The 22,039-nt window shown below is 55.1% G+C and carries 20 protein-coding genes; 10 read left to right on the top strand and 10 right to left on the bottom strand.

The features are described 5' to 3' along the window. Positions 1-2 precede the first annotated feature (2 nt). From plsC to JZ655_RS17615, 3 genes are all read left to right on the top strand, one after another. Positions 3-740, top strand: a complete 738-nt coding sequence (gene plsC / locus JZ655_RS17625) for a 1-acylglycerol-3-phosphate O-acyltransferase (protein ID WP_040074007.1) — start codon at positions 3-5, stop codon at positions 738-740. 57 nt (positions 741-797) lie between these two features. After that, entirely contained in the window at positions 798-2,210 is a 1,413-nt protein-coding gene (gene ftsP, locus JZ655_RS17620) for a cell division protein FtsP (RefSeq protein ID WP_207292409.1), read from the top strand. Positions 2,211-2,412: 202 nt separating this feature from the next. After that, on the top strand, positions 2,413-4,590 hold the full coding sequence (locus JZ655_RS17615; protein ID WP_040074009.1) for a YgiQ family radical SAM protein: 2,178 nt from the start codon (positions 2,413-2,415) through the stop codon (positions 4,588-4,590). A 7-nt stretch (positions 4,591-4,597) separates the two neighbouring features. Here JZ655_RS17615 and JZ655_RS17610 read toward each other — a convergent pair whose 3' ends face one another. The 3 genes from JZ655_RS17610 to yqhD all read right to left on the bottom strand — a co-directional run bounded on the left by JZ655_RS17610 (position 4,598) and on the right by yqhD (position 7,280). Next, positions 4,598-5,071 carry a YqhG/Tai3 family protein gene (locus tag JZ655_RS17610; RefSeq protein WP_207292408.1) on the bottom strand — a complete coding sequence of 158 codons (474 nt, stop codon included), beginning with the start codon at positions 5,069-5,071 and terminating at the stop codon, positions 4,598-4,600. A gap of 110 nt (positions 5,072-5,181) precedes the next feature. Continuing rightward, positions 5,182-6,009 carry a 2,5-didehydrogluconate reductase DkgA gene (gene dkgA, locus JZ655_RS17605; RefSeq protein WP_040074011.1) on the bottom strand — a complete coding sequence of 276 codons (828 nt, stop codon included), beginning with the start codon at positions 6,007-6,009 and terminating at the stop codon, positions 5,182-5,184. A gap of 107 nt (positions 6,010-6,116) precedes the next feature. Continuing rightward, on the bottom strand, positions 6,117-7,280 hold the full coding sequence (gene yqhD / locus JZ655_RS17600) for an alcohol dehydrogenase (protein ID WP_207292407.1): 1,164 nt from the start codon (positions 7,278-7,280) through the stop codon (positions 6,117-6,119). 194 nt (positions 7,281-7,474) lie between these two features. Between yqhD and JZ655_RS17595 the strand changes: the two genes are divergently transcribed. Continuing rightward, positions 7,475-8,374, top strand: coding sequence for an AraC family transcriptional regulator (locus JZ655_RS17595; protein WP_040074013.1), 900 nt, complete (start codon positions 7,475-7,477; stop codon positions 8,372-8,374). Between the two features lie 27 nt (positions 8,375-8,401). Here the strand turns inward: JZ655_RS17595 and yghB are convergent, their stop codons facing one another. Next, complete coding sequence (yghB, locus tag JZ655_RS17590; protein ID WP_040074014.1) at positions 8,402-9,061, bottom strand: DedA family general envelope maintenance protein YghB; 660 nt, start codon at positions 9,059-9,061, stop codon at positions 8,402-8,404. 141 nt (positions 9,062-9,202) lie between these two features. Further along, positions 9,203-10,390, bottom strand: a complete 1,188-nt coding sequence (gene metC / locus JZ655_RS17585; RefSeq protein WP_207292406.1) for a cystathionine beta-lyase — start codon at positions 10,388-10,390, stop codon at positions 9,203-9,205. A 249-nt stretch (positions 10,391-10,639) separates the two neighbouring features. Here metC and exbB point away from each other — a divergent pair, with 249 nt between their 5' ends. Further along, positions 10,640-11,371 (top strand): tol-pal system-associated acyl-CoA thioesterase, encoded by a 732-nt coding sequence (gene exbB / locus JZ655_RS17580; protein WP_040074016.1) that lies wholly within the window; start codon positions 10,640-10,642, stop codon positions 11,369-11,371. 4 nt (positions 11,372-11,375) lie between these two features. Continuing rightward, positions 11,376-11,801 (top strand): TonB system transport protein ExbD, encoded by a 426-nt coding sequence (exbD, locus tag JZ655_RS17575; RefSeq protein WP_040074017.1) that lies wholly within the window; start codon positions 11,376-11,378, stop codon positions 11,799-11,801. Positions 11,802-12,082: 281 nt separating this feature from the next. On the opposite strand, the gene JZ655_RS17570 is transcribed toward exbD, so the two are convergent. The 3 genes from JZ655_RS17570 to JZ655_RS17560 all read right to left on the bottom strand — a co-directional run bounded on the left by JZ655_RS17570 (position 12,083) and on the right by JZ655_RS17560 (position 13,973). Continuing rightward, positions 12,083-12,979: an SDR family oxidoreductase gene (locus JZ655_RS17570; protein ID WP_040074018.1), complete on the bottom strand. Its 897-nt coding sequence runs from the start codon at positions 12,977-12,979 to the stop codon at positions 12,083-12,085. A 150-nt stretch (positions 12,980-13,129) separates the two neighbouring features. Continuing rightward, positions 13,130-13,567 carry a cytoplasmic protein gene (locus JZ655_RS17565; RefSeq protein WP_207292405.1) on the bottom strand — a complete coding sequence of 146 codons (438 nt, stop codon included), beginning with the start codon at positions 13,565-13,567 and terminating at the stop codon, positions 13,130-13,132. A gap of 1 nt (position 13,568) precedes the next feature. Then, complete coding sequence (locus JZ655_RS17560; protein WP_046886008.1) at positions 13,569-13,973, bottom strand: hypothetical protein; 405 nt, start codon at positions 13,971-13,973, stop codon at positions 13,569-13,571. Between the two features lie 101 nt (positions 13,974-14,074). Between JZ655_RS17560 and JZ655_RS17555 the strand changes: the two genes are divergently transcribed. Beyond that, entirely contained in the window at positions 14,075-14,578 is a 504-nt protein-coding gene (locus JZ655_RS17555) for an ESA_00282 family adhesion-associated protein (RefSeq protein ID WP_207292404.1), read from the top strand. Between the two features lie 82 nt (positions 14,579-14,660). Beyond that, the gene (locus JZ655_RS17550; protein ID WP_046886010.1) at positions 14,661-15,152 is read left to right on the top strand and encodes a TIGR00645 family protein; all 492 of its coding nucleotides are present in this window, start codon (positions 14,661-14,663) and stop codon (positions 15,150-15,152) included. Positions 15,153-15,199: 47 nt separating this feature from the next. On the opposite strand, the gene JZ655_RS17545 is transcribed toward JZ655_RS17550, so the two are convergent. Further along, positions 15,200-16,240: an aldo/keto reductase gene (locus JZ655_RS17545; RefSeq protein WP_207293875.1), complete on the bottom strand. Its 1,041-nt coding sequence runs from the start codon at positions 16,238-16,240 to the stop codon at positions 15,200-15,202. An 83-nt stretch (positions 16,241-16,323) separates the two neighbouring features. Between JZ655_RS17545 and yghX the strand changes: the two genes are divergently transcribed. Then, on the top strand, positions 16,324-17,211 hold the full coding sequence (gene yghX, locus JZ655_RS17540) for a YghX family hydrolase (protein WP_040074023.1): 888 nt from the start codon (positions 16,324-16,326) through the stop codon (positions 17,209-17,211). Between the two features lie 44 nt (positions 17,212-17,255). On the opposite strand, the gene JZ655_RS17535 is transcribed toward yghX, so the two are convergent. Then, positions 17,256-19,670: an autotransporter outer membrane beta-barrel domain-containing protein gene (locus tag JZ655_RS17535; RefSeq protein WP_242637282.1), complete on the bottom strand. Its 2,415-nt coding sequence runs from the start codon at positions 19,668-19,670 to the stop codon at positions 17,256-17,258. 688 nt (positions 19,671-20,358) lie between these two features. On the opposite strand from JZ655_RS17535, the gene JZ655_RS17530 reads away from it, so the two are divergent. Beyond that, positions 20,359-21,990: a methyl-accepting chemotaxis protein gene (locus JZ655_RS17530; RefSeq protein ID WP_207292403.1), complete on the top strand. Its 1,632-nt coding sequence runs from the start codon at positions 20,359-20,361 to the stop codon at positions 21,988-21,990. Positions 21,991-22,039 lie beyond the last annotated feature (49 nt).

Genomic DNA, 22,039 nt, shown 5'->3' with positions numbered 1-22,039 from the left:
CTATGCTATTAATTATTCGAATCATTCTTACCGTCATCTACTGCATTCTGGTCTGTATTTTTGGCTCTATCTGGTGCTTGTTCAGCCCGCGCAATCCTAAGCATGTCGCGACGTTTGGCCATATGTTTGGCCGTTTATCGCCGCTGTTCGGCCTGAAAGTGGAGCTGCGCAAACCCGAGGGGGCAGAGCAGTATGGCAACGCTATCTATATCGCCAACCATCAGAACAATTACGATATGGTCACTGCCGCCAAGATTGTGCAGCCGCCGACGGTGACCGTCGGGAAAAAAAGCCTGCTGTGGATCCCGTTCTTCGGCCAGCTTTACTGGCTGACCGGCAATCTGCTGATCGACCGTAATAACCGCGCCAAAGCGCACAGCACCATTGCTGAAGTGGTCAATCACTTCAAAAAGCGCAAGATTTCAATCTGGATGTTCCCGGAAGGTACTCGCAGCCGTGGTCGCGGCCTGCTGCCGTTTAAAACGGGCGCATTTCACGCCGCTATTGCGGCAGGTGTTCCAATTATTCCTGTGTGCGTTTCCAATACTTCGAATAAGATTAATCTTAACCGCCTGAATAATGGGCTGGTGATTGTCGAAATGCTGCCGCCTGTCGACGTCAGCAAGTATGGCAAAGATCAGGTGCGTGAACTGGCAACCCACTGCCGTGAGCTCATGCTGAATAAGTATGAGGCACTCAATAAAGAAGTTGCTGAAAGAGAAGCTGCCGGCAAGGTTTAAGCCGGATGAAAGGGAAACGACTTCCCGCCTTGTTCGTTTGTATTACATGGAGCCAATATGTCACTCAGTCGCCGTCAGTTTATTCAGGCATCCGGAATCGCCTTGTGTGCAGGTGCGGTTCCACTGAGGGCAAACGCCGCCGGGCAGCAACAGCCGCTGCCCATCCCGCCGTTACTCGAATCCCGTCGTGGTCAGCCCCTTTTTCTGACGCTGCAACGGAGCCACTGGTCCTTTAGCCAGGGCACACGTGCGCCCGTCTGGGGTATTAATGGCCGCTATCTCGGGCCGACGGTGCGTGTCTGGAACGGCGATGACGTGAAGCTGATCTACAGCAACCGTCTGGCCGAAAACGTCGCCATGACCATCAGCGGTTTGCAGGTGCCAGGCCCGCTGCTGGGTGGCGCGCCGCGCATGATGTCCCCGAGCGCCGACTGGGCGCCGGTGCTGCCAGTGCGCCAGCGTGCGGCGACGCTCTGGTATCATGCGAATACCCCTAACCGCACTGCCCAGCAGGTTTACAACGGCCTGGCGGGAATGTGGTTGATTGAGGACGAGGTCAGCAAATCGCTGCCTATTCCGAACCACTACGGCGTGGATGATTTCCCGATTATTATCCAGGATAAACGGCTGGATAATTTCGGCACGCCTGAATACAGCGAGCCGGGCAGCGGGGGCTTTGTGGGTGACACCCTGCTGGTTAACGGTGCCCAGAGCCCATACGTTGAGGTATCCCGCGGCTGGGTGCGTCTACGCTTGCTGAACGCCTCAAACTCCCGACGCTATCAACTGCAAATGAGCGACGGTCGGGCCTTACACGTTATCGCGAGCGATCAGGGCTTTTTACCGGCACCGGTATCCGTCAAACAGCTGGCCCTGGCGCCGGGTGAACGCCGCGAAATTCTCGTGGATATGACCAACGGCGACGAAGTGTCGATTACCTGCGGTGAAGCGGCGGGTATTGTCGATCGTATTCGCGGCTTCTTTGAGCCCTCCAGTATTCTGGTGTCGACGCTGGTTTTAACCCTGCGCCCGACTGGCCTGTTACCGCTGGTGACCGACAGCCTGCCGATGCGCCTGCTGTCGGAGGAGATCCTCTCCGGGTCGCCGGTGCGCAGCCGGGATGTCAGCCTGGGCGACGACCCGGGTATTAACGGGACGCTGTGGGACATCAACCGCATCGATATCACCGCTCAGCAGGGCACCTGGGAGCGCTGGACGGTGCGCGCGGACATGCCGCAGTCGTTCCATATCGAAGGGGTAAGCTTCCTGATCCGCAATGTGAATGGCGCGATGCCTTTCCCGGAAGACAGGGGCTGGAAAGATACGGTCTGGATCGACGGGCAGGTTGAGCTGCTGGTCTATTATGGTCAACCTTCGTGGCCGCACTTCCCGTTCCTGTTCCACAGCCAGACGCTGGAGATGGCGGATCGCGGTTCGGTGGGACAGATGCTGGTGAACCCGGCGCCGTAAGTTTTACCCTCACCCCGGCCCTCTCCCGGAGGGAGAGGGAGAAAAAAACTGCGCAAGGGCCTAAAACCGCATATGACCGTCCCCTCTCCCCTGGGGAGAGGGTTAGGGTGAGGGGAAAAAGCCCGCACATTCCCCCTTCAATTCCCCCACTGTTCCAGCGTATAATCCCGGCCCTTTTGTCTATTTTTTCTTCGGAAGCACTATGAGCGCAATCTCCTTGATCCAGCCGGATCGAGACCTCTTCTCCTGGCCGCAATACTGGGCAGCCTGTTTTGGACCGGCACCCTTTCTGCCAATGTCTCGTGAAGAGATGGATCAACTGGGCTGGGACAGTTGCGACATTATACTGGTGACCGGTGACGCCTACGTCGATCACCCGAGCTTCGGAATGGCCATCTGCGGCCGTATGCTGGAAGCGCAGGGCTTCCGCGTGGGAATCATCTCCCAGCCGGACTGGAACAGCAAAGACGACTTTATGCGTCTGGGCAAACCCAACCTCTTTTTCGGCGTGACTGCGGGCAACATGGACTCTATGATTAACCGCTACACCGCCGATCGTAAACTGCGTCATGACGACGCCTATACCGCCGACAACGTGGCAGGTAAACGTCCCGATCGCGCCACGCTCGTCTATACCCAACGATGCAAAGAAGCGTGGAAAGAGGTGCCGGTCATCCTCGGCGGAATTGAAGCGAGCCTGCGCCGTACCGCGCATTACGATTACTGGTCTGATACCGTGCGCCGCTCGGTGCTGGTGGATTCAAAAGCCGACATGCTGATCTTCGGTAACGGTGAGCGTCCGCTGGTGGAAGTCGCGCACCGTCTCGCCCAGGGCGAGCCGGTAGGGAACATCCGCGATGTACGTAACACGGCGATCATGGTCAAAGAGGCGCTGCCGGGCTGGAGCGGAGTCGATTCCCGTATCATCGATATGCCGGGCAAAATCGATCCGATCCCACACCCGTACGGCGACGATCTGCCCTGTGCAGATAACAAACCTGTTGAACCCAAAAAAGCCGAAGCGAAAGCTGTTGTGGTTCAGCCGCCGCGTCCGAAGCCCTGGGAAAAGACCTACGTTCTGCTCCCGTCCTTCGAGAAGGTCAAAAGCGACAAAGTGCTGTACGCCCATGCCTCCCGTATTCTGCACCACGAAACCAACCCGGGGTGCGCGCGTGCACTGATGCAAAAGCACGGGGAACGTTATATCTGGGTTAACCCGCCGGCGATCCCGCTCTCTACCGAAGAGATGGACAGCGTCTTTGCGCTGCCCTACAAGCGTGTGCCGCACCCCTCATACGGTAATGCCCGCATCCCGGCCTATGAGATGATCCGTTTTTCGGTCAATATTATGCGTGGCTGTTTTGGCGGCTGCTCCTTCTGCTCCATTACCGAGCACGAAGGGCGCATTATTCAGAGCCGTTCTGAAGAGTCGATCGTTAACGAAATCGAAGCCATTCGCGACACCGTGCCGGGCTTTACCGGCGTGATCTCCGATCTCGGCGGCCCGACCGCCAACATGTACATGCTGCGCTGTAAGTCGCCGCGCGCGGAGCAGACCTGTCGTCGTTTATCCTGTGTCTATCCGAGCATTTGCGAGCACATGGACACCAACCACGAGCCGACGATCAACCTCTATCGCCGAGCCCGCGATCTGAAAGGCATCAAGAAGATCCTGATCGCCTCCGGCGTGCGTTACGACATCGCCGTGGAAGATCCGCGTTATATCAAAGAGCTGGCGACGCACCACGTCGGTGGTTATCTGAAGATTGCCCCGGAGCACACGGAAGAAGGCCCGCTGTCGAAGATGATGAAGCCGGGGATGGGCAGCTACGATCGCTTCAAAGAGCTGTTTGACACCTACTCAAAGCAGGCGGGCAAAGAGCAGTATCTGATCCCGTACTTCATTTCCGCGCACCCCGGCACGCGAGATGAAGACATGGTGAATCTGGCCCTGTGGCTGAAACAACGTCGCTTCCGTCTGGATCAGGTGCAGAACTTCTACCCGTCGCCGCTCGCGAATTCGACCACCATGTATTACACCGGCAAGAACCCGCTGAGTAAGATTGGTTATAAAAGTGAAGAGGTGGTGGTGCCGAGAGGGGACAAACAGCGTCGTCTGCATAAAGCGCTGTTGCGTTATCACGATCCGGCTAACTGGCCGCTGATCCGTCAGGCGCTGGAGGAGATGGGTAAAAAGCACTTGATCGGTTCTCGCCGCGACTGCCTGGTACCCGCGCCAACGCTCGACGAGATGCGCGAAGCACGTCGTCAGAATCGCCATACGCGTCCGGCGCTGACCAAACACACGCCGATTGCGCATCAGCGTTCTCATGGTAGCGCAGGGGTTAAGAAGCCAGCGAAGCGTAAAGCCTCATCTTAATCGACTCTCAGGACGATTTTCGGCTGGCCTGTTTCACCAGGCTGGCCGACACTTCCTGCAGTTTCATCTTCAGGCTGCCCATCTCCGGGTAGACGAAATCATCGATCTTCCATGACATCCCGTCCGGGACAAGCTTCAGAATCAGCGTCCGTTCCCTCTCGTCGGATAGCGTATAAAACACCTGCAGGACAGTCTCATGTCTCCCGCGCTTGTCAGGGCTAACGCCGGAAACCTTCTGCAGCTTCACTTCCCCGTCCTGACAGCCGCACAGCGGATTGAAGTTCAGGTAGGGCACCTTATCGTGCGGCGTGACACGGATGTTTTCATGCAGGATATTTCTCATGGCCGGAGAGTAGAGCTGCTCCAGATTCACCCCATCGTCGTTATACAGCAGGGTAATAAAATCCTGTGGGGATTGAGCAGGCTGCGCCCAGGTAAAGAAAGGCAGCAGGGCGAGAGAGATCGCGAGACGTTTTTTCATTGAAAAATCCTTTTTCAGTGTAGGGAAAACGTCCCGATATTAAATGCACTCTAGATCTTCAGTCAGGCCGAAAATAACAACCCCCGGTATAACCGGGGGCTTTTCGGAATTTAACCACCAAACTGATCGGGATCCGGGCCTAGCCGCTTGCCCTGTTCCAGCTTCGCTATCTCGCCCAGCTCATCTTTATCGAGGCGGAAGTCCCAGACGTTGAAGTTCTCGACAATACGCGAAGGGGTGACCGATTTCGGGATCACCACCAGACCGCAGTCGAGGTGCCAGCGAATGACAATCTGCGCCGGGGTTTTGCCATACTTCTCGGCCAGATCGCGAATGATCTTCTGATCAAACACCCCTTCGCCGCCCTGCGCCAGTGGGCTCCAGGATTCGGTCTGGATTTTGTGAGTTGCATTCCAGGCATGAAGCTGACGCTGCTGCATCAGCGGGTGGAGCTCAATCTGGTTAATCACCGGGGCGACGCCCGTTTCATCAATCAGACGTTGCAGGTGATGGACCTGGAAATTACAGACACCAATGCTCTTTGCCAGACCCGATTTTTGCAGTTCGATAAGCCCTTTCCAGGCCTCTACGTAGTGGTCAATCGCCGGGACCGGCCAGTGCATCAGATAGAGATCGACGAAATCGAGTTGCAGCTTCTCCAGGCTCTCCTCTAACGCTTCGCGCGGGCGTTTCTGGTCATCGTTCCAGAGCTTGGTGGTGATAAAAAGCTCTTCGCGCGGCAAGCCAGCGCTGGCGAGCGCGGTGCCGACACCCTCTTCGTTTTTGTAGGCAGCAGCGGTATCAATTGATCGGTAGCCCACTTCCAGTGCTTTATGAATGGCGGACACGACTTCATCGTTACCGGCTTTCCATACGCCGAGCCCCAGCTGGGGCATTACGTTCCCGTCCTGAAGCTTGATTAAGGTTGGGTTTGCCATCTTTCCTCCTCCATTTGCTCAGCTACCGGGAGCGTGCCCCCGGCGGCGTGGTGTGCATTAAGTCTGGTCGAAATGCCGAAAAACGAAAGGCAGGCACGTAAAAACGCTTAGCGTGCGGCCTCGTAGATACGACGGCTCACCTCCAGGGTAATATCTTTCTGCTCGCCCAGCTGAGTCATGCCGTGCTCTTCAAGTTTTGCCAGCAGGGCAGGGATAGAGCTGCCGTCGAGGCCATAATCGGACAGGCGGGTCGGAGTGCCCATCTGCTCGAAGAAGTTACGGGTGGCGAGGATGGCCGCATCGATACGCTCATCTTCGGTGCCGCGGGTGATGTTCCAGACGCGTTCTGCGTATTGCAGCAGTTTGGCGCGTTTGGTCTCGCGCTTCTCATTCCACAGGGCAGGCAGCACGACTGCCAGAGTCTGGGCGTGATCCAGCCCGTGCATTGCGGTCAGTTCATGCCCCAGCATATGGGTTGCCCAGTCCTGAGGGACGCCCGCGCCAATCAGGCCGTTCAGCGCCTGGGTCGCGGCCCACATGACGTTGGCACGCACATCGTAGTTTTCGGGTTCTGCCAGCGCTTTCGGGCCTTCTTCAATCAGCGTCAGCAGAATGCCTTCCGCGAAACGATCCTGAATTTTGCCATTTACCGGATACGTCACGTACTGTTCTACGGTGTGGACAAAGGCGTCCACAACGCCGTTGGCGACCTGGCGCGGCGGCAGCGTGTAGGTATAAACCGGATCCAGCACCGCGAAGACCGGCTGAACGTGTTCGTTCATAAAGGCCTGTTTGTCACCGGTGCTTTTACGGGAGATAACCGCCCCTTTGTTAGATTCTGAGCCGGTTGCCGGCAGCGTCAGCACGGAGCCCATCGGGATGGCGCTGGTAATGTTGCTTCCGCCGGTTTGCAGGATCTCCCACGGGTCGATGCCGTCAGCGTAGTGGGCCGCGGCGGCGATAAATTTGGTGCCATCCAGTACGGAGCCCCCGCCTACCGCCAGCAGGAAGGTAATTTGTTCATCGCGGGCGATCTTGACCGCATTCATCAGGGTTTCGTAGGACGGGTTCGGTTCAATACCGCCAAATTCACGCACATCCAGCCCTTGCAGCGCGCTGTAAACCTGATCCAGAACGCCGGTCTTTTTCACGCTGCCGCCGCCGTAGGTAATCAGAACGCGGGCGTCGGCCGGGATCTGGTCACGCAGATCAGCGATGGCGCCTTTACCAAACAGGATGCGGGTTGGGGTATGGAGATTAAAATTGTTCATTGCTCGTGCCCTTAAGTGGGTGGAAAACGTGGCGGCGCAGAGTGCTGCCTGATGGTGTCCATTGTGAAGAGGGGGGGCGCGTCTCTCAATGCACATTCCTGCCGATGTCTTGCCCATTTCTACATCACGCTGGAGAAAATGCGAAAATATGCGCACAATGCCAGCATCAAAATCGCCCTCTGGAGCCCGCGAAAATGAACCGTCAGGAGACCTGTCAGCTATTAACGGCGCAGATTAACAGACTGAAAGTTAATGAAAATAATCTTAACCATCTGTTGCCCGATGTTCGTCTGCTTTACGGGACGCAACCCGGTACGCGTACGCCGGTGATGTATCAGCCAGGCATCGTTTTTCTCTTTTCCGGGCATAAAATTGGCTATATCAACGAGCGCGTGTTTCGTTACGACACCAACGAGTACCTGCTGCTCACCGTACCTTTACCCTTCGAATGTGAAACCTTCGCGACAGAGGCGGTACCGCTGGCGGGAATTCGCCTGAACGTGGATATTTTGCAGCTGCAGGAGCTATTGATGGATATCGGCGAAGATGCGCTTTTCCGTCCGATGATGGCGGCGAGCGGCATCAATTCCGCGACCCTCACCGATGAGATCCTCTGTGCCATTGAACGTCTGCTGGATGTGATGGAGCGCCCGCTGGATGCCCGCATCCTGGGCAAGCAGATCATTCGTGAAATTCTGTATCACGTGCTGCTGGGGCCGGGCGGCGGCGCGTTACTGGCGCTGGTCAGCCGTCAGACGCACTTTAGTCTGATCAGCCGGGTGCTAAAACGGATCGAGAGTCAGTACACCGAAAACCTGAGCGTTGACCAACTGGCCGCCGAGGCAAACATGAGCGTTTCGGCGTTTCACCATAACTTTAAATCGGTGACCAGCACCTCGCCGCTGCAATATTTAAAAACCTATCGTCTGCATAAGGCGCGGATGATGATGATCCACGATGGCATGAAAGCCAGCGCGGCGGCGATGCGCGTAGGGTATGAGAGTGCGTCGCAATTTAGCCGCGAGTTTAAGCGCTATTTTGGTGTCACGCCGGGGGAAGATGCGGCCAGAATTCGTATGATGCAGGGGATGTAACACCCTCTCCTGTTGGAGAGGGCGACATCAGGCGCGGCAGTATTTTTTGCGGATCACCACGACCAGGGTACCGATTAAGCCCGCCACCAGAAGAAACAGAGGCAGAATCATCAGGAAGGTCATCACCTGATCTTCGTGTCGTTTCACGAATGGAATCATGCTCAGGGCATAGCCAAAGGTGGTGACGACCCCAACCCACAGCAGGGCACTTAACCAGTTAAAGAACTGGAAACGGCGATTCGACAGGCCTGAGATCCCCGCCATCGTCGGCAACAGGGTGCGGACAAAGGCCAGAAAACGCCCGGCCAGCAAGGCCAGCAGGCCATGTCGATCAAACATGCAGGTGGCGCGCTGGTGATATTTATGTGGCAACTGCGCCAGCCAACTCTTCACAACCCGTGTATTGCCCAGCCAGCGACCTTGCAGATAGCTCAGCCAACAGCCGAGGCTGGCGGCGGAGGTCAAAATCACCATCGTGGGGGCGAAGTCCATAACGCCTTTGCCAATTAGCGCGCCTGCCAGAAGCAGCAGGCTGTCACCGGGTAAAAACGAGGCTGGCAGCAATCCATTTTCGAGAAACAGCGTTGCGAACATAACAAAATAGACAATCCCGACGATATGCGGGTCTGCCAGCGCTGCAAAATCGTGTTGCCAGAGCGCGGCAATAATTTCCTGGATGACAGCCATGGACTTTCCTGTGGAACAGCATGTATCGGTCTATTGTACTCCCATTTTCGCGCGCGGGGGTTGATCCCGGGCGCAACAAATACAGACATTTCTGCTGGTGGTGTGCAAAAAGAGGTCCAGGAGTCGTTTACAGCCCGCACTCTACACGATGCGCTCGAATCCTGCTGCTAAATCGGCAATTAAATCGTCCACGCTTTCCAGCCCAATGTGCAGACGGATCAGGGTGCCGGTAAAGTCGACATCGCCGCCGGGCCGCAGTGCCTGGATCTGCTCTGGCTGGTTTGGCAGGATCAATGATTCAAAGCCGCCCCAGGAGTAGGCCATGCTGAACAGCGTAAAGTTATCCAGGTAGTTAGCCAGCTCGTCGTCAGTCAGCCGTTTTTTCAATATAAAGGAGAAGAGGCCGCTACTGCCCGTAAAGTCACGTTGCCAAAACTCATGGCCCACGCTGCCCGGCAGTGCCGGATGGTTGACCCGCTCAACTTGCGGATGTCGCGCCAGCCACTGTGCCACCAACAGGCTACTTTCATGGTGCTGACGCAGGCGCACCGCAAGCGTACGCAGGCCACGGCTGGTCATATAGGCGGTATCGGCATCGACCATCTGCCCCATCAGATAGGCATTTTCGCGCAACTGTGCCCAGCAGCGTTCATTGGCGACTGCCGTGCCAATCATGCCGTCGGAATGTCCAATCAGGTATTTCGTGGCGGCCTGGATAGAGATATCGATACCGAAGTCCAGGGCCTTAAACAGCACTCCCGCCGCCCAGGTGTTATCAATCATGATAATGGCATCAGGCGCTTTACTGCGCACCGCCTTCACGATGGCGGGAACATCATGTACTTCCATGGTGATGGATCCCGGCGATTCCAGGAATACGATGCGCGTATTCGGTTGAATACGTTCCGCAATCCCCGCCCCGATGGAGGGATCAAACCAGTCGGTAGTCACTCCCAGCTTGCTCAGAATTTTGGTACAGAAGTCCTGACTCGGCTCGTAGGCGGTATTGGTCATCAGGATGTGATCACCCTGTTCGACAAACGCCAGTATCGTGTTGGCCACGGCCGCCGCGCCGCAGGGGAAGAGGGCACAACCTGCGCCGCCTTCCAGTTCGCACATGGCTTCCTGCAATGAGAAGTGGGTCAGGGTGCCGCGGCGTCCATAAAACAGCTCACCGTTGGCACGGTTACGGGTGGCCTGTTTTTTGGCCTCGACGGTATCGAAGACTAAAGAGGAGGCGCGCTGAATGACGCTGTTAACGGAGCCGAGGGTATATTTTTTACTGCGTCCCGCCTGAACGAGGGCGGTATCAAGATGCTTCTCTGTCATGTTCGCGCAACCTGTTTTATACGTCTGGACGTCCAGACTATCATGAAAGTAAAAGTGTGTGCCTTCTTGCTGGAAGAATAAACAGATAATTTTTTAAAATAGGGCGATGAAAGTTTTCCCTGCGTAAGCGCAAGGAAAAAACGGGCAAATTCATGCAGTATGCAAATACTAATGAGAACTACTATCAATTCGGAGATATTTTGATATTATTATGCTCAGAATTTGTGATTTGCGTCCTGGAGATACAGAGTGGGTAATAATTTGATGCAGACGGACCTCTCCGTCTGGGGCATGTACCATCATGCTGACATCGTGGTTAAGATTGTGATGATCGGCCTGATTCTGGCGTCCGTTGTCACCTGGGCCATCTTCTTCAGCAAGAGCGTGGAGCTCATCAGCCAGAAGCGTCGCCTTAAGCGCGAACAGCAGCAGCTGGCTGAAGCCCGCTCTCTGGACCAGGCCAGCGATATGACCTCCGCCTTCCACGCGAAAAGCCTGACCAGCCTTCTGGTTAATGAAGCTCAGAACGAGCTGGAACTCTCTGCAGGCAGTGAAGATAACGAAGGTATTAAAGAGCGTACAGGTTTCCGCCTGGAACGTCGCGTTGCTGCCGTGGGCCGTCATATGGGACGCGGTAACGGCTATCTGGCGACCATCGGGGCGATTTCGCCGTTCGTAGGTCTGTTCGGTACCGTCTGGGGCATCATGAACAGCTTTATCGGTATCGCTCAAACCCAGACCACTAACCTGGCGGTGGTAGCACCGGGTATCGCAGAAGCGCTGCTGGCTACGGCTATCGGTCTGGTTGCGGCAATCCCGGCCGTGGTTATCTATAACGTCTTTGCCCGCATGATTGGCAGCTACAAAGCCACGCTGGGCGATGTCGCCGCACAGGTTCTGCTGCTGCAAAGCCGTGACCTGGACCTCAACGCCAGCAATGTTAAGCCGGTACATTCCTCGTCGAAACTGCGTGTAGGTTGATTGTATGGCGATGCGTCTTAATGAAAATCTGGACGATAACGGTGAAATGCATGAAATCAACGTAACGCCGTTCATCGACGTTATGCTGGTTCTGCTTATTATCTTCATGGTTGCTGCGCCGCTGGCGACGGTAGACGTGAAGGTGAATCTGCCGGCCTCCTCCAGCCAGCCGCAGCCGCGTCCGGAAAAACCGATCTACCTGTCCGTTAAGGCAGATAAATCGATGTTCCTGGGCAATGACCCGGTGACCGATGCGTCTGTGATCCCGGCGCTCGACGCGCTGACGCAGGGCAAGAAAGACACGACGGTCTTCTTCCGCGCCGATAAAACCGTCGACTATGAAACCATGATGAAGGTAATGGACACGCTGCACCAGGCGGGTTATCTGAAGATTGGTCTGGTCGGCGAAGAGAAAACGGCAGCGAAATAAAAGTAAAAAGGCAACGTCAGTTGCCTTTTTACTTATCAGCTTCCTCTCCCCGTGGGAGAGGGCTGGGGTGAGGGCATCAGTCCGCACAGAACCCAAAACAAAAGGCAACGTCAGTTGCCTTTTTGCATATCAGCTCCCTCTCCCTGTGGGAGAGGGCTGGGGTGAGGGCATCAGCCCGCACAGAAGCCATAACAAAAAGGCAACGTCAGTTGCCTTTTTGCGTATCAGCTCCCTCTCCCTGTGGGAGAGGGCCGGGGTGAGGGCATCAGCCCGCAGAGGGGTTATGCCAGATGTTCCCCGCCGCATACCCCATGCACTTCTGCGGTAACATAGCTAGATTCCTGACTTGCCAGATAAACATATACCGGCGCCAGCTCTGCCGGCTGACCGGCACGTTTCATCGGCGTTTGCTGACCAAACTGCGGGATTTTCTCCTGCGGCTGGCCGCCACAAATCTGCAGCGCTGTCCAGATTGGACCCGGTGCCACCACGTTCACGCGAATCCCTTTCTCAGCCACCTGCTTCGCCAGCCCGCGGCTGTAGTTAAGGATCGCCGCCTTGGTAGAGGCGTAATCCAACAGGTGTGGACTTGGCTGATAAGCCTGGATAGAGGAGGTAGTAATGATGCTCGCACCGGCTGGCAACAGCGGCAGCGCCTCCTGCGTGATGTAAAAGAGGGCCAGCACGTTCACCGCGTAGGTCTCTTTAAATTGTTGGGTAGTCAGGTCGGCAATGTCCTCGACCGCCGTCTGTTTCCCCGCGACCAGCGCCAGCACGTCCAGTCCGCCCAGCGCCTCATGCGCTTTATGCACTAGCGAGCGGGCAAAGCTCTCATCGCTCAAATCGCCGGGTAACAGCACCGCTTTGCGGCCAGCCTCTTCAATCAGCTGCTTAACTTGCTGCGCATCCTCTTCTTCGGCAGGCAGATAGTTAATCGCCACATCCGCCCCTTCACGCGCGTAAGCAATGGCGGCAGCACGCCCGATGCCGGAGTCGCCCCCTGTCACCAGTGCCTTACGATTCTGAAGTCGGCCGCTGCCTTTATAGCTCTGCTCACCGCAATCGGGTACCGGATCCATTTTCGACTGAACGCCCGGCGCAGGCTGCTTCTGCTGCGGATACTCGCCGGTGTAGTACTGGGTGGTTGGGTCCTGAAGTTCGGTTTGATTCTTAGCCATAACTGCGCTCCTTGTTTGCGTAGAGAGAATCTAAGCTTAGGAGAATCAACTGCACTCTGAGAAATATTCAGGATAATCCTTAAGTTTTTTTACAACGGGAAGCGAAGCGGTAGACGTTAGTCGGGCGAGTGGGTGACGCAGAAAAGGTGGTCAGACAGGGTCGTTTTGCTGATGCTTTGCCAGATACTCCTCGTCGAGCGCGACGGTAGTGACGCAAGAGGCGCGATAGCCCCCATCAGCAAGTTTACGCGTAATGCGCAGGGTGGCCGTTTCGCGGGCCAGCAGATACTGATAGTTGCTCTCCAGTCGGGCCATAATTTTATCTTTCAGCGCGGGCTGGCGTTCAATTATGGCGCTGAGAGTGGCGCCGTAGATCTCTTCTTTGACCTGCAGGGGATAAATTTCCCGACGATTATGCCACTTCAGACGAACCAGCGCGGCCGGAATCGATACCAGTTCTTTGGCGATGCGCGCCATCTCTTCATTTTTGATCATTTTAAGCGTGTCGAGATTCTGCTTTAAGATAAACTCGTCGCTATTTTTATCATCTAAAGTCAAATATACATTGTTATTATCAACTTCTTTCATTTTATTCGTCCTCAAGTTGATAAAAAAGGGGCGTTTCCTTTTCGCAGGTAATTAAATTAAGCCAAATTTCATTACCCGCTTCATTTATTTCTTCGGTCTTTTCCGCCAATATTTGACTTAGTTCCTGCGCGTCAATTTCCCCTTCAGCTTGCAGGTCGTTTAGCAGGCGGGCAAAGGTCTCGATTTTAAAAACGCGAAATAAACGGTCTTTAATATGACGGTCATGCTCTTCCAGCAACATATTGCGTGACTGACCATTGCGGGTTACGCCAATTAATATATCTGGCGCATAATCAGCGAGCGTTCTTTTCCCCTTAGTTAAATTAGCGTCAGTTTCTGCTTCCGCCTGTTTCGGCTCCACTGAAGAAATGTGAAACCTGGACGGAACCAGATTCTCAGGCAGCATTTATATGTCCTTTAAATTCAACGGGGTGAGGTTGTTCGAAGCGTGAGATTCGTTGACAATAACATGAGGCAAATTTAAAATCAAAAAAAATGGAGCCTCTCATGAACAGCATTTTTTATACTGTCATTACATTGTTATTGCTTACTGCGGTTGTTCTTGTATTGATGCGCGATTTCAATAAAAGCAGCGATGATGCAGTCGGGCAGGCCTCGCCGCCGCCGCCGCCTCTGTCCAAAGAGGAGGGGGAGGACCATTTTTCGCTGTTAATGAATGCCATTACCCCGGTGTGGTATTGGCGGGTTAATCATGAATATATTGATTTTCTCCATGCCACAATTAAACGAATGAACATGGCGGAATTAAATAGTATTCCCGGCTTGTTTGACGCTCAACGCCGTTGTAGCGATCTCAACTCGGCGGTCTACAAATATTACGATAATATCAAAAAGCGCTGCCTGAACGGAGAAAAGGTCTCCCACTCCGATCTCGATGTGCTGAACCTGCGCCAGTGTTTCCGCGAATTTAGCATGGAGGCTTATCCGGCACTGGTGGTGCTGGTGTGGCCGGAATACCAGCGCCCGATGGTTAAGCCTGAGCATGTGTAAGGTCTTTATCGTTTAGTTGTTGCATACGAATTGCCTCCTTGCGATATACTGCACGCTGGTTTTTTTTCGCGGACAGGATCCTATGGAACGCTTTTTCGAAAACGCAATGTATGCTTCCCGCTGGTTATTAGCCCCGGTCTATTTTGGCCTTTCGCTGGCGTTAATTGCCCTCGGTATTAAATTCTTTCAGGAAATCTTTCACGTCCTGCCCCATATTTTCAGCGTCGCCGAATCCGATCTGATCCTTGTTCTGTTATCGCTGGTGGACATGACCCTGGTGGGCGGTCTGCTGGTGATGGTGATGTTCTCTGGCTACGAGAACTTCGTCTCTCAGCTGGATATCTCTGCCGATAAAGAGAAGCTCAACTGGCTGGGCAAGATGGATGCGTCTTCGCTGAAGAACAAAGTGGCGGCGTCGATTGTTGCAATCTCATCGATTCATCTGCTGCGGGTGTTTATGGACGCCAAAAATATCCCGGATAACAAACTGATGTGGTATGTGATTATCCACCTGACGTTCGTGTTATCGGCGTTTGTGATGGGGTATCTGGATAAGCTGAATCGCAGCAAGTAAGCCAAACCCGGACAGCCCTGTTGTAGCGCAGGGCTGTCCCTTTACCTCTATTTATCTGACGACGCCTGCCACAAGTTCAACTCCCCATCCGCCACATGACGATCAATCCTCGCCAGCTCGTCTGCGGTAAAGTGCAGGTTATCCAGCGACTTCACATTCTCTTCCAGCTGTTCTGGTCGGCTGGCGCCGATAAGCACTGATGTAACGCGCTCATCTTTTAACAGCCAGCTCAGCGCCATCTGCGCCATGGTCTGGCCGCGCTGTTCCGCCATCTCATTCAATAACCGCAGGCTGGCGAGGTTCGCTTCGGTCAGCATATTCTCCGTCAGTCCACGCACTTTTTTGCCTTCACGCTGCATGCGCGACCCTTCAGGAATGCCATTCAGGTATTTGCCGGTCAGCAGACCCTGCGCTAGCGGGGTAAAGGCGATACAACCCGTGCCGTTGGCCTTGAGCGTATCCAGTAATCCACTTTTATCGACCCAGCGGTTCAGCAAGTTGTAAGAGGGCTGATGAATCAGGAGCGGAATTTTCCACTCGCGCAGTAAGTCAGCCATCTTCTGCGTCCGCTCGGGCGAGTAGGACGAGATACCCACATAGAGCGCTTTTCCGCTCTGCACCGCCAGGGCCAGCGCAGAGGCGGTCTCCTCCATGGGCGTCGCCTCATCTACCCGGTGGGAGTAAAAAATATCCACGTAATCCAGACCCATCCGGCTCAGGCTCTGGTCGAGACTGGCGAGCAGATACTTGCGCGAGCCGCCTGAGCCATAGGGGCCGGGCCACATGTCATATCCCGCTTTGGTGGAGATAATCAGCTCGTCGCGGTAGGCGGCGAAATCCTGACGCAGCAGACGGCCAAAGTTCTCCTCGGCGCTGCCCGGCGGTGGGCCGTAGTTATTGGCGAGATCGAAGTGGGTGATCCCACAGTCGAAGGCTTTACGCAGCAGGGCGCGCTGGGATTCGAGGGGATGAACGTGACCGAAGCTGTGCCATAAGCCCAGCGACAGTGCGGGCAGACGCAGGCCGCTGTTACCACAGCGGCGGTACTGCATGGTTTCGTAACGTTCGGGGGAGGCGTTCCAGGGCATGATGTCTCCTTTATTATCGATAAATTTTCGAAACAGCGTTTTCATTCTATCCTTACAGAGCCCACAATTCATGGAGATATGCTATGACACGTCTCACCGCCAAAGATTTTCCGCAAGAGTTGCTCGACAGCTATGACTATTACGCCCATGGCAAAATCAGCAAACGTGAATTCCTCAACCTGGCGGCAAAGTATGCTGTTGGCGGCGTGACGGCGCTGGCGCTGTTTAACATGCTCAAGCCCAACTATGCCCTGGCGGAGCAGGTTAAGTTTACCGATCCCGATATTGTGCCGGAGTACATCACCTATCCTTCGCCCGAGGGGCACGGTGAAGTGCGGGGCTATCTGGTCAAACCGGCCAAAGCCGCCGGCAAGGTCCCGGCGGTGGTGGTGGTGCATGAGAACCGTGGCCTGAATCCCTATATCGAAGACGTTGCGCGTCGGGTCGCAAAGGCGGGGTATATCGCCCTGGCGCCTGATGGCCTGAGTTCAGTCGGCGGCTATCCGGGTAACGACGAAGAGGGGAAGGTGTTACAGCAGAAGGTCGATCCCACCAAACTGATGAACGATTTCTTTGCCGCTATTGCGTTTATGCAGCAGCATCCGGAGGCCACCGGCAAGGTGGGGATAACCGGATTTTGCTATGGCGGCGGAGTCTCTAACGCGGCGGCGGTCGCCTGGCCTGAGCTCGCCTGCGCCGTCCCGTTCTATGGTCGTCAGCCCCCGGCGGCAGATGCCGCGAAGGTCAAGGCACCGTTGCTTCTGCACTTTGCCGAACTGGATAAAAACATTAATGAAGGCTGGCCCGCCTGGGAGGCGGCGCTGAAAGCAAATAATAAGGTTTACGAGGCCTATATCTACCCCGGCGTGAATCATGGCTTTCATAACGACTCGACGCCACGTTACGACGAAGCGGCAGCGGAGCTGGCGTGGAAGCGCACGTTAGGATGGTTTGAAAAGTATCTGAGCTAAGCGCAAAGCGCCCGGTGCGCGCAAGGGCACCGGGCATAACGTTATCAGAAGCTATAGCTTAAACCGGCCTGCACGCTGGCGTCGTTATCCACATCGCCGGTGCCATAGTAAATGCCCGTATTGACCGAGAAGTTATGGGCAACAGTGGCGTTGATCCCCGCACCGAACATGCCCATCGTATTGTTATGACCCTGAGTATTGTGATAATCCGCCGCCTGGATATCCGTATCATCGCTGAACTCTTTCTGGAAGCGGGCATCCACCCAGGGGGTGATCTGCACGTTCTTATTGAGATCGGTGAGGGTGGTGGAGAGACGCAGCCCTGCGCCGCCGTTCCAGGAGGAGACCTGGCTGTCGGCGAAGGTCACCTCCTTGTCAGAGAAGCCGTTGGCTTTGGTCTGATCCCAGCCAAGAATGGCGTACGGCTGTAGCAGCGTCTCCCCTGGCAGGAGCACGTTCACCCCAGCACGCGCCTGCGCCATATACAGGTTGCCGTCGGTGGAACCGTGCAGAGCTTCGGTCATGCCGCTGGTGTTGCCGGTCACGTTGTTGGCGGAGAGGGTGTAGCGCATATCGCCATAGCTGAAGCTACCGTCCGCGAACAGGCCCCAGTCACGGCCATTCATTGCCTGCTCCCAGCCGCCATAAAGGCTGTAATAGTTACCGTAGACGGTATCTTTGAAGCTATCCGGGCCGCTCTGGGTATCATCCACGCGACTGCGGGTCCAGGCCAGGGCGACACCGCCGGTCACGCTGTCACCGTTGGCGAGCGCGTGCGTCCAGTCAACGCCGCCCTGCGCGCCCTGGGTGATGCTGGTGTAATCCACATCGTTGCTGAAGGTGCCGTTCTGATAGAGGAAATCTCCCCATACCTGCGCCCCCTCCTGCTGCGTCCCGGTCAGGGCAGCAAGATGCAGACGATCCAGGTGACTGGTGATGTCGTCGGTGACCTGGTGGCCCGCCTGTTCGGCGGCATCCAGCCCGGCGATCAGCCCCTGAACATCGCTCGCCAGAGAGCCTCGCTCACTGTTAAAGACGATATTCCAGCTCTGGCTGTTGTCTGCGGCGAGCAGCGTTTGCGGGGTGACATCCCCATTGGCGGCGACAATGTCCAGGCTGTTATCGTAGTTATAGGCTCCACTCCGGTTCTCAACCTGCTGCTCACCATTGGTAAAACGGGCGGCTGCGTAATCTTGTGGCGCACCCTCTGTGTTTGTCGTAAAGGTGCCGATCACCAGGTTTTGCTGATTCAGCGCCGAGGGGGTGATGTTATTCACCACGACCGCGTTGTCGCTGCCGGTAATCTGGCCGAAATCGACAAAGCTATCGGTACTCATATTCACAACGGCATTACTGCCCGTGGTAGCGGAGACAAGACGTGAGCCATTTTGTAGATTCCAGCTCGTGGCATCGTTAATAGTATCGATAGTAATGCTGTTCGCGCTGGTGGTGTTGATGGTTTCGAACTGATTAATCTGCCCGGATATAGAGCTGCCCGCATCCATGGATAGGGTATCGGTGCCGTCGCCGCCTGACACGTTGCCGCTGACGTGGGAGTTATTGACCAGCACGACGGTATCGTTGCCGGTGCCGGTGGTGATATCGCCATTGACGTTGGCGTTATTTTGCAGGGTAACCGTGGTATTGCCGCTATTCTGGCTGGTATTCACATCACCATTAATGGTGCTGTTATCTACCAGTATGGTGTCGGTGGCGTTGCCGTTGAGGGTGACATTGCCATTCACCACGCTGTTATTCGTGACTGAGAGATCGACCTGACCTTTATCATTGATGATGCCCACATCCCCGGTCACGGTACTGTTATTCAGGGTTAAACTTTCGTGGGTAGTGCCATACATCGCAATCGCCACATCGCTAAAGGCATCCAGGTTGATATCGCTGAACGGTTCGGTCTTACTCAGTGTGTCCACGAGTGTTTTCATCTTCTTCGCCACCTGGCTGTTGCTGGCGTCGAGAGTGGCGTTGGTCAGCGAGACGGTGACATCCGAAGTGGCACTGCCGGTATAAATGCCGGCGTTGTCCATGGTGCTATTACTGATAGCAATATTTTGCGTGCCCGCCCCCGCGCTGATAATACTGCCGTGCAGGACACTGCCATTGCTGACATTCACGTTGTGGGCCCCCTTATCAAGAGGGTCAACATAGATGGCGGCGCCCATCATATAGCTTTTATTTTTCCCGCCGTATTCGATCGCGCTGTTTTCACCGTTCAGGGTGGCATGATCGATATTGACCGTAGTATTGGTAGTATCCTTAGCCGATCCGACTTCGACCATATCCACCTTAGCGTTATTGGTGACATTAATATTGGCGGTACCGCCGGTACTGCCCTGAATATAATAGCCTGTCATATCCGTGCCAGAGACGGTTAAGGTTTGGCTATCGGTTGGCGAGCGGTGACCATCCATATAGATATCGGTTGCGGTTTTATCGGCCATAACGGCGTTAGTCGCGCCCTTATCCTGATAATAATTGCCGTCATCGTAATGGGAGAGGCCGCAGGTTTGGGTCGTATCACCATTTTGACAAGGGATGGCGGTGCCCGCCTAGGCCTGCGCGGCGAAAGATGTTAAAGCCAGTAATACACATTGTGACAATACTGTCCGTTTTACGGAATGACGCATTTCAAATCCTCTTTGAGTCCAGAAAAAAGTGGACTCTTTTTAATTTAAAATTGCGTAATTCAGAAACGTCTGACGGGTAAAGGATGTAATGAAATTTAAAAATTGACCGCGCTAAAAATATGGCAATTAACTTAATTAAACCTGATTAATCAAAATAAATATATTCTTAAGGTGAATGTGATGGATTTATTAACGTACAAAAAGCGGGGCTTTTAGGCTGAAGGCGGGCGATTCATTGGCAACGCTTCTCAACACCCTAATCCTTTCGGATTATGCGGGTAATGAATGGCGAGGATGACTTACATTTGTTAATTCTATGACATGTAAAAACACGTTATTTCCAGGGATATTTCCCCAGCATGATTATCGTTTCTCCGCTAATTAAAGGTGAATGAAAAGTTTTATAAAATTACTCGCGAAAAGGTATAACTTCCTTTTTTCTGCCGATAACGGGATCAGGAGTCGCTTTCGGGCGATATCTTCCTCACGGTAAGGAAAAAAAATGCAAATGCTTCGTAATTTCACGATCCGTTTCGTTCTGCTGACGATTCTTGGGATCTTTTGTTTAATGTGGGCAGGCGTCGGGCTGTATAGCACCTGGTCCCTTTCTAAAATGTCGGACGGTAATGAAATCGACCGCCAACTGGTCAAACAGATGACGGTCCTGAGCCAGGGCAACGATCAGTATTTTCGTTTCGTGACCCGCCTGACCCGCGCTATGGATGTTAAAGCGGCAGGAGGCTCGCCAGATCTCGCGCCTGTACAGCAGGCGCTGGATAACATGAGCAAAAAACTGGCGGAGATGAAAGCCATGTCTCCGGGGCCGATGGATGCGCAGGTCTCAGCCCAGGTCATTGCCAGCTGGCAGGCGTTACTGGAAAACGGCGTCATCCCTCAGATGCAGTTCGCACAGCAGGGCAACGTGGACGGTTACCGTCAGCAGGCCAATAACGTCACGCCGCCGCTCAGTCGCGCGTTTGGCGCCAGCGCTGAAAACTTCAATAAAGCCGCCGATCGCCTGCTGGATACGACCCGCGTGATGGTAGACAACTTCACCAGCATCACCCGCACGGTGATTATCGTGGCGACCATCATTGGCCTGTTGATCCTGCTGTTTACCGATCGCTATCTGGTCGCCATGCTGGTGAAACCGCTGGATCGTATTCGCGAACATTTCCGCCAGATTGCGCAGGGCGACCTCAGTCAGCCTATTACCCCCTTTGGCCGTAACTGTGTTGGTCAGCTGGTGCCGCTGCTGAGCGCCATGCAGGATAGCCTGCGCGAAGCGGTCAGCACTATCCGCTCGGGCAGCGATAACATCTGGCGCGGGGCGACGGAGATCTCCAGCGGCAATAACGACCTCTCATCACGTACCGAAGAGCAGGCGGCCGCGCTGGAAGAGACCGCCGCCAGCATGGAGCAGCTGACGGCCACGGTGAAATTGAACGCAGATAATGCCCGTCAGGCCAGCCAGCTTGCGGATGTGGCCTCGACTACCGCCAGCCGGGGCGGTGCGCTGGTTGAAGATGTGATCAGCACCATGACCGGCATCTCGGACAGCTCGAAGAAAATCGCTGAGATCACCAATGTGATCAACAGCATCGCCTTCCAGACCAACATTCTGGCGCTGAACGCTGCGGTGGAAGCGGCGCGTGCGGGCGAGCAGGGGCGTGGTTTTGCGGTGGTGGCGGGCGAAGTCCGTAATCTGGCCAGCCGCAGCGCCAATGCGGCGAAAGAGATCGAAGGGCTGATCGCTGATTCTGTCTCCCGGGTGGAGCAGGGTTCGCAGCTGGTTAACGACACGGGCACCACCATGGAAGCGGTGCTGCGGGCGGTAACCGAAGTGACCACCATCATGAAGCAGATTGCCGCCGCCTCGGAAGAGCAGAGCAAGGGCATTTCGCAGGTGGGCGTCGCCATCACCCAGATGGATGGCGTGACTCAGCAGAATGCGTCGCTGGTGGAGCAAGTTTCCGCCGCCGCCTCTGCGCTTGAGCGCCAGACCGAAGAGCTACAGCGGTCGGTGCAGAAGTTCCGTCTCTCAGCTCAGGAGCCTGTCGCCGCGCCGCCAAGCGCCCCGGTTCGCCTGAAACCCGCCGCGGCGTCAGCCGCAGAAGACTGGACCAATTTCTAAGGATCTGAAAATGGCCGCCTCGCGCGGCCAGCATTCGGCCTGACGCGGC

The organism is Leclercia pneumoniae, assembly GCF_017348915.1.
GTDB classification, from domain to species: Bacteria; Pseudomonadota; Gammaproteobacteria; order Enterobacterales; family Enterobacteriaceae; genus Enterobacter; species Enterobacter pneumoniae.
Note: the sequence above shows the minus strand (reverse complement) of the source record. Positions and strands in the feature narration are given on the sequence as shown.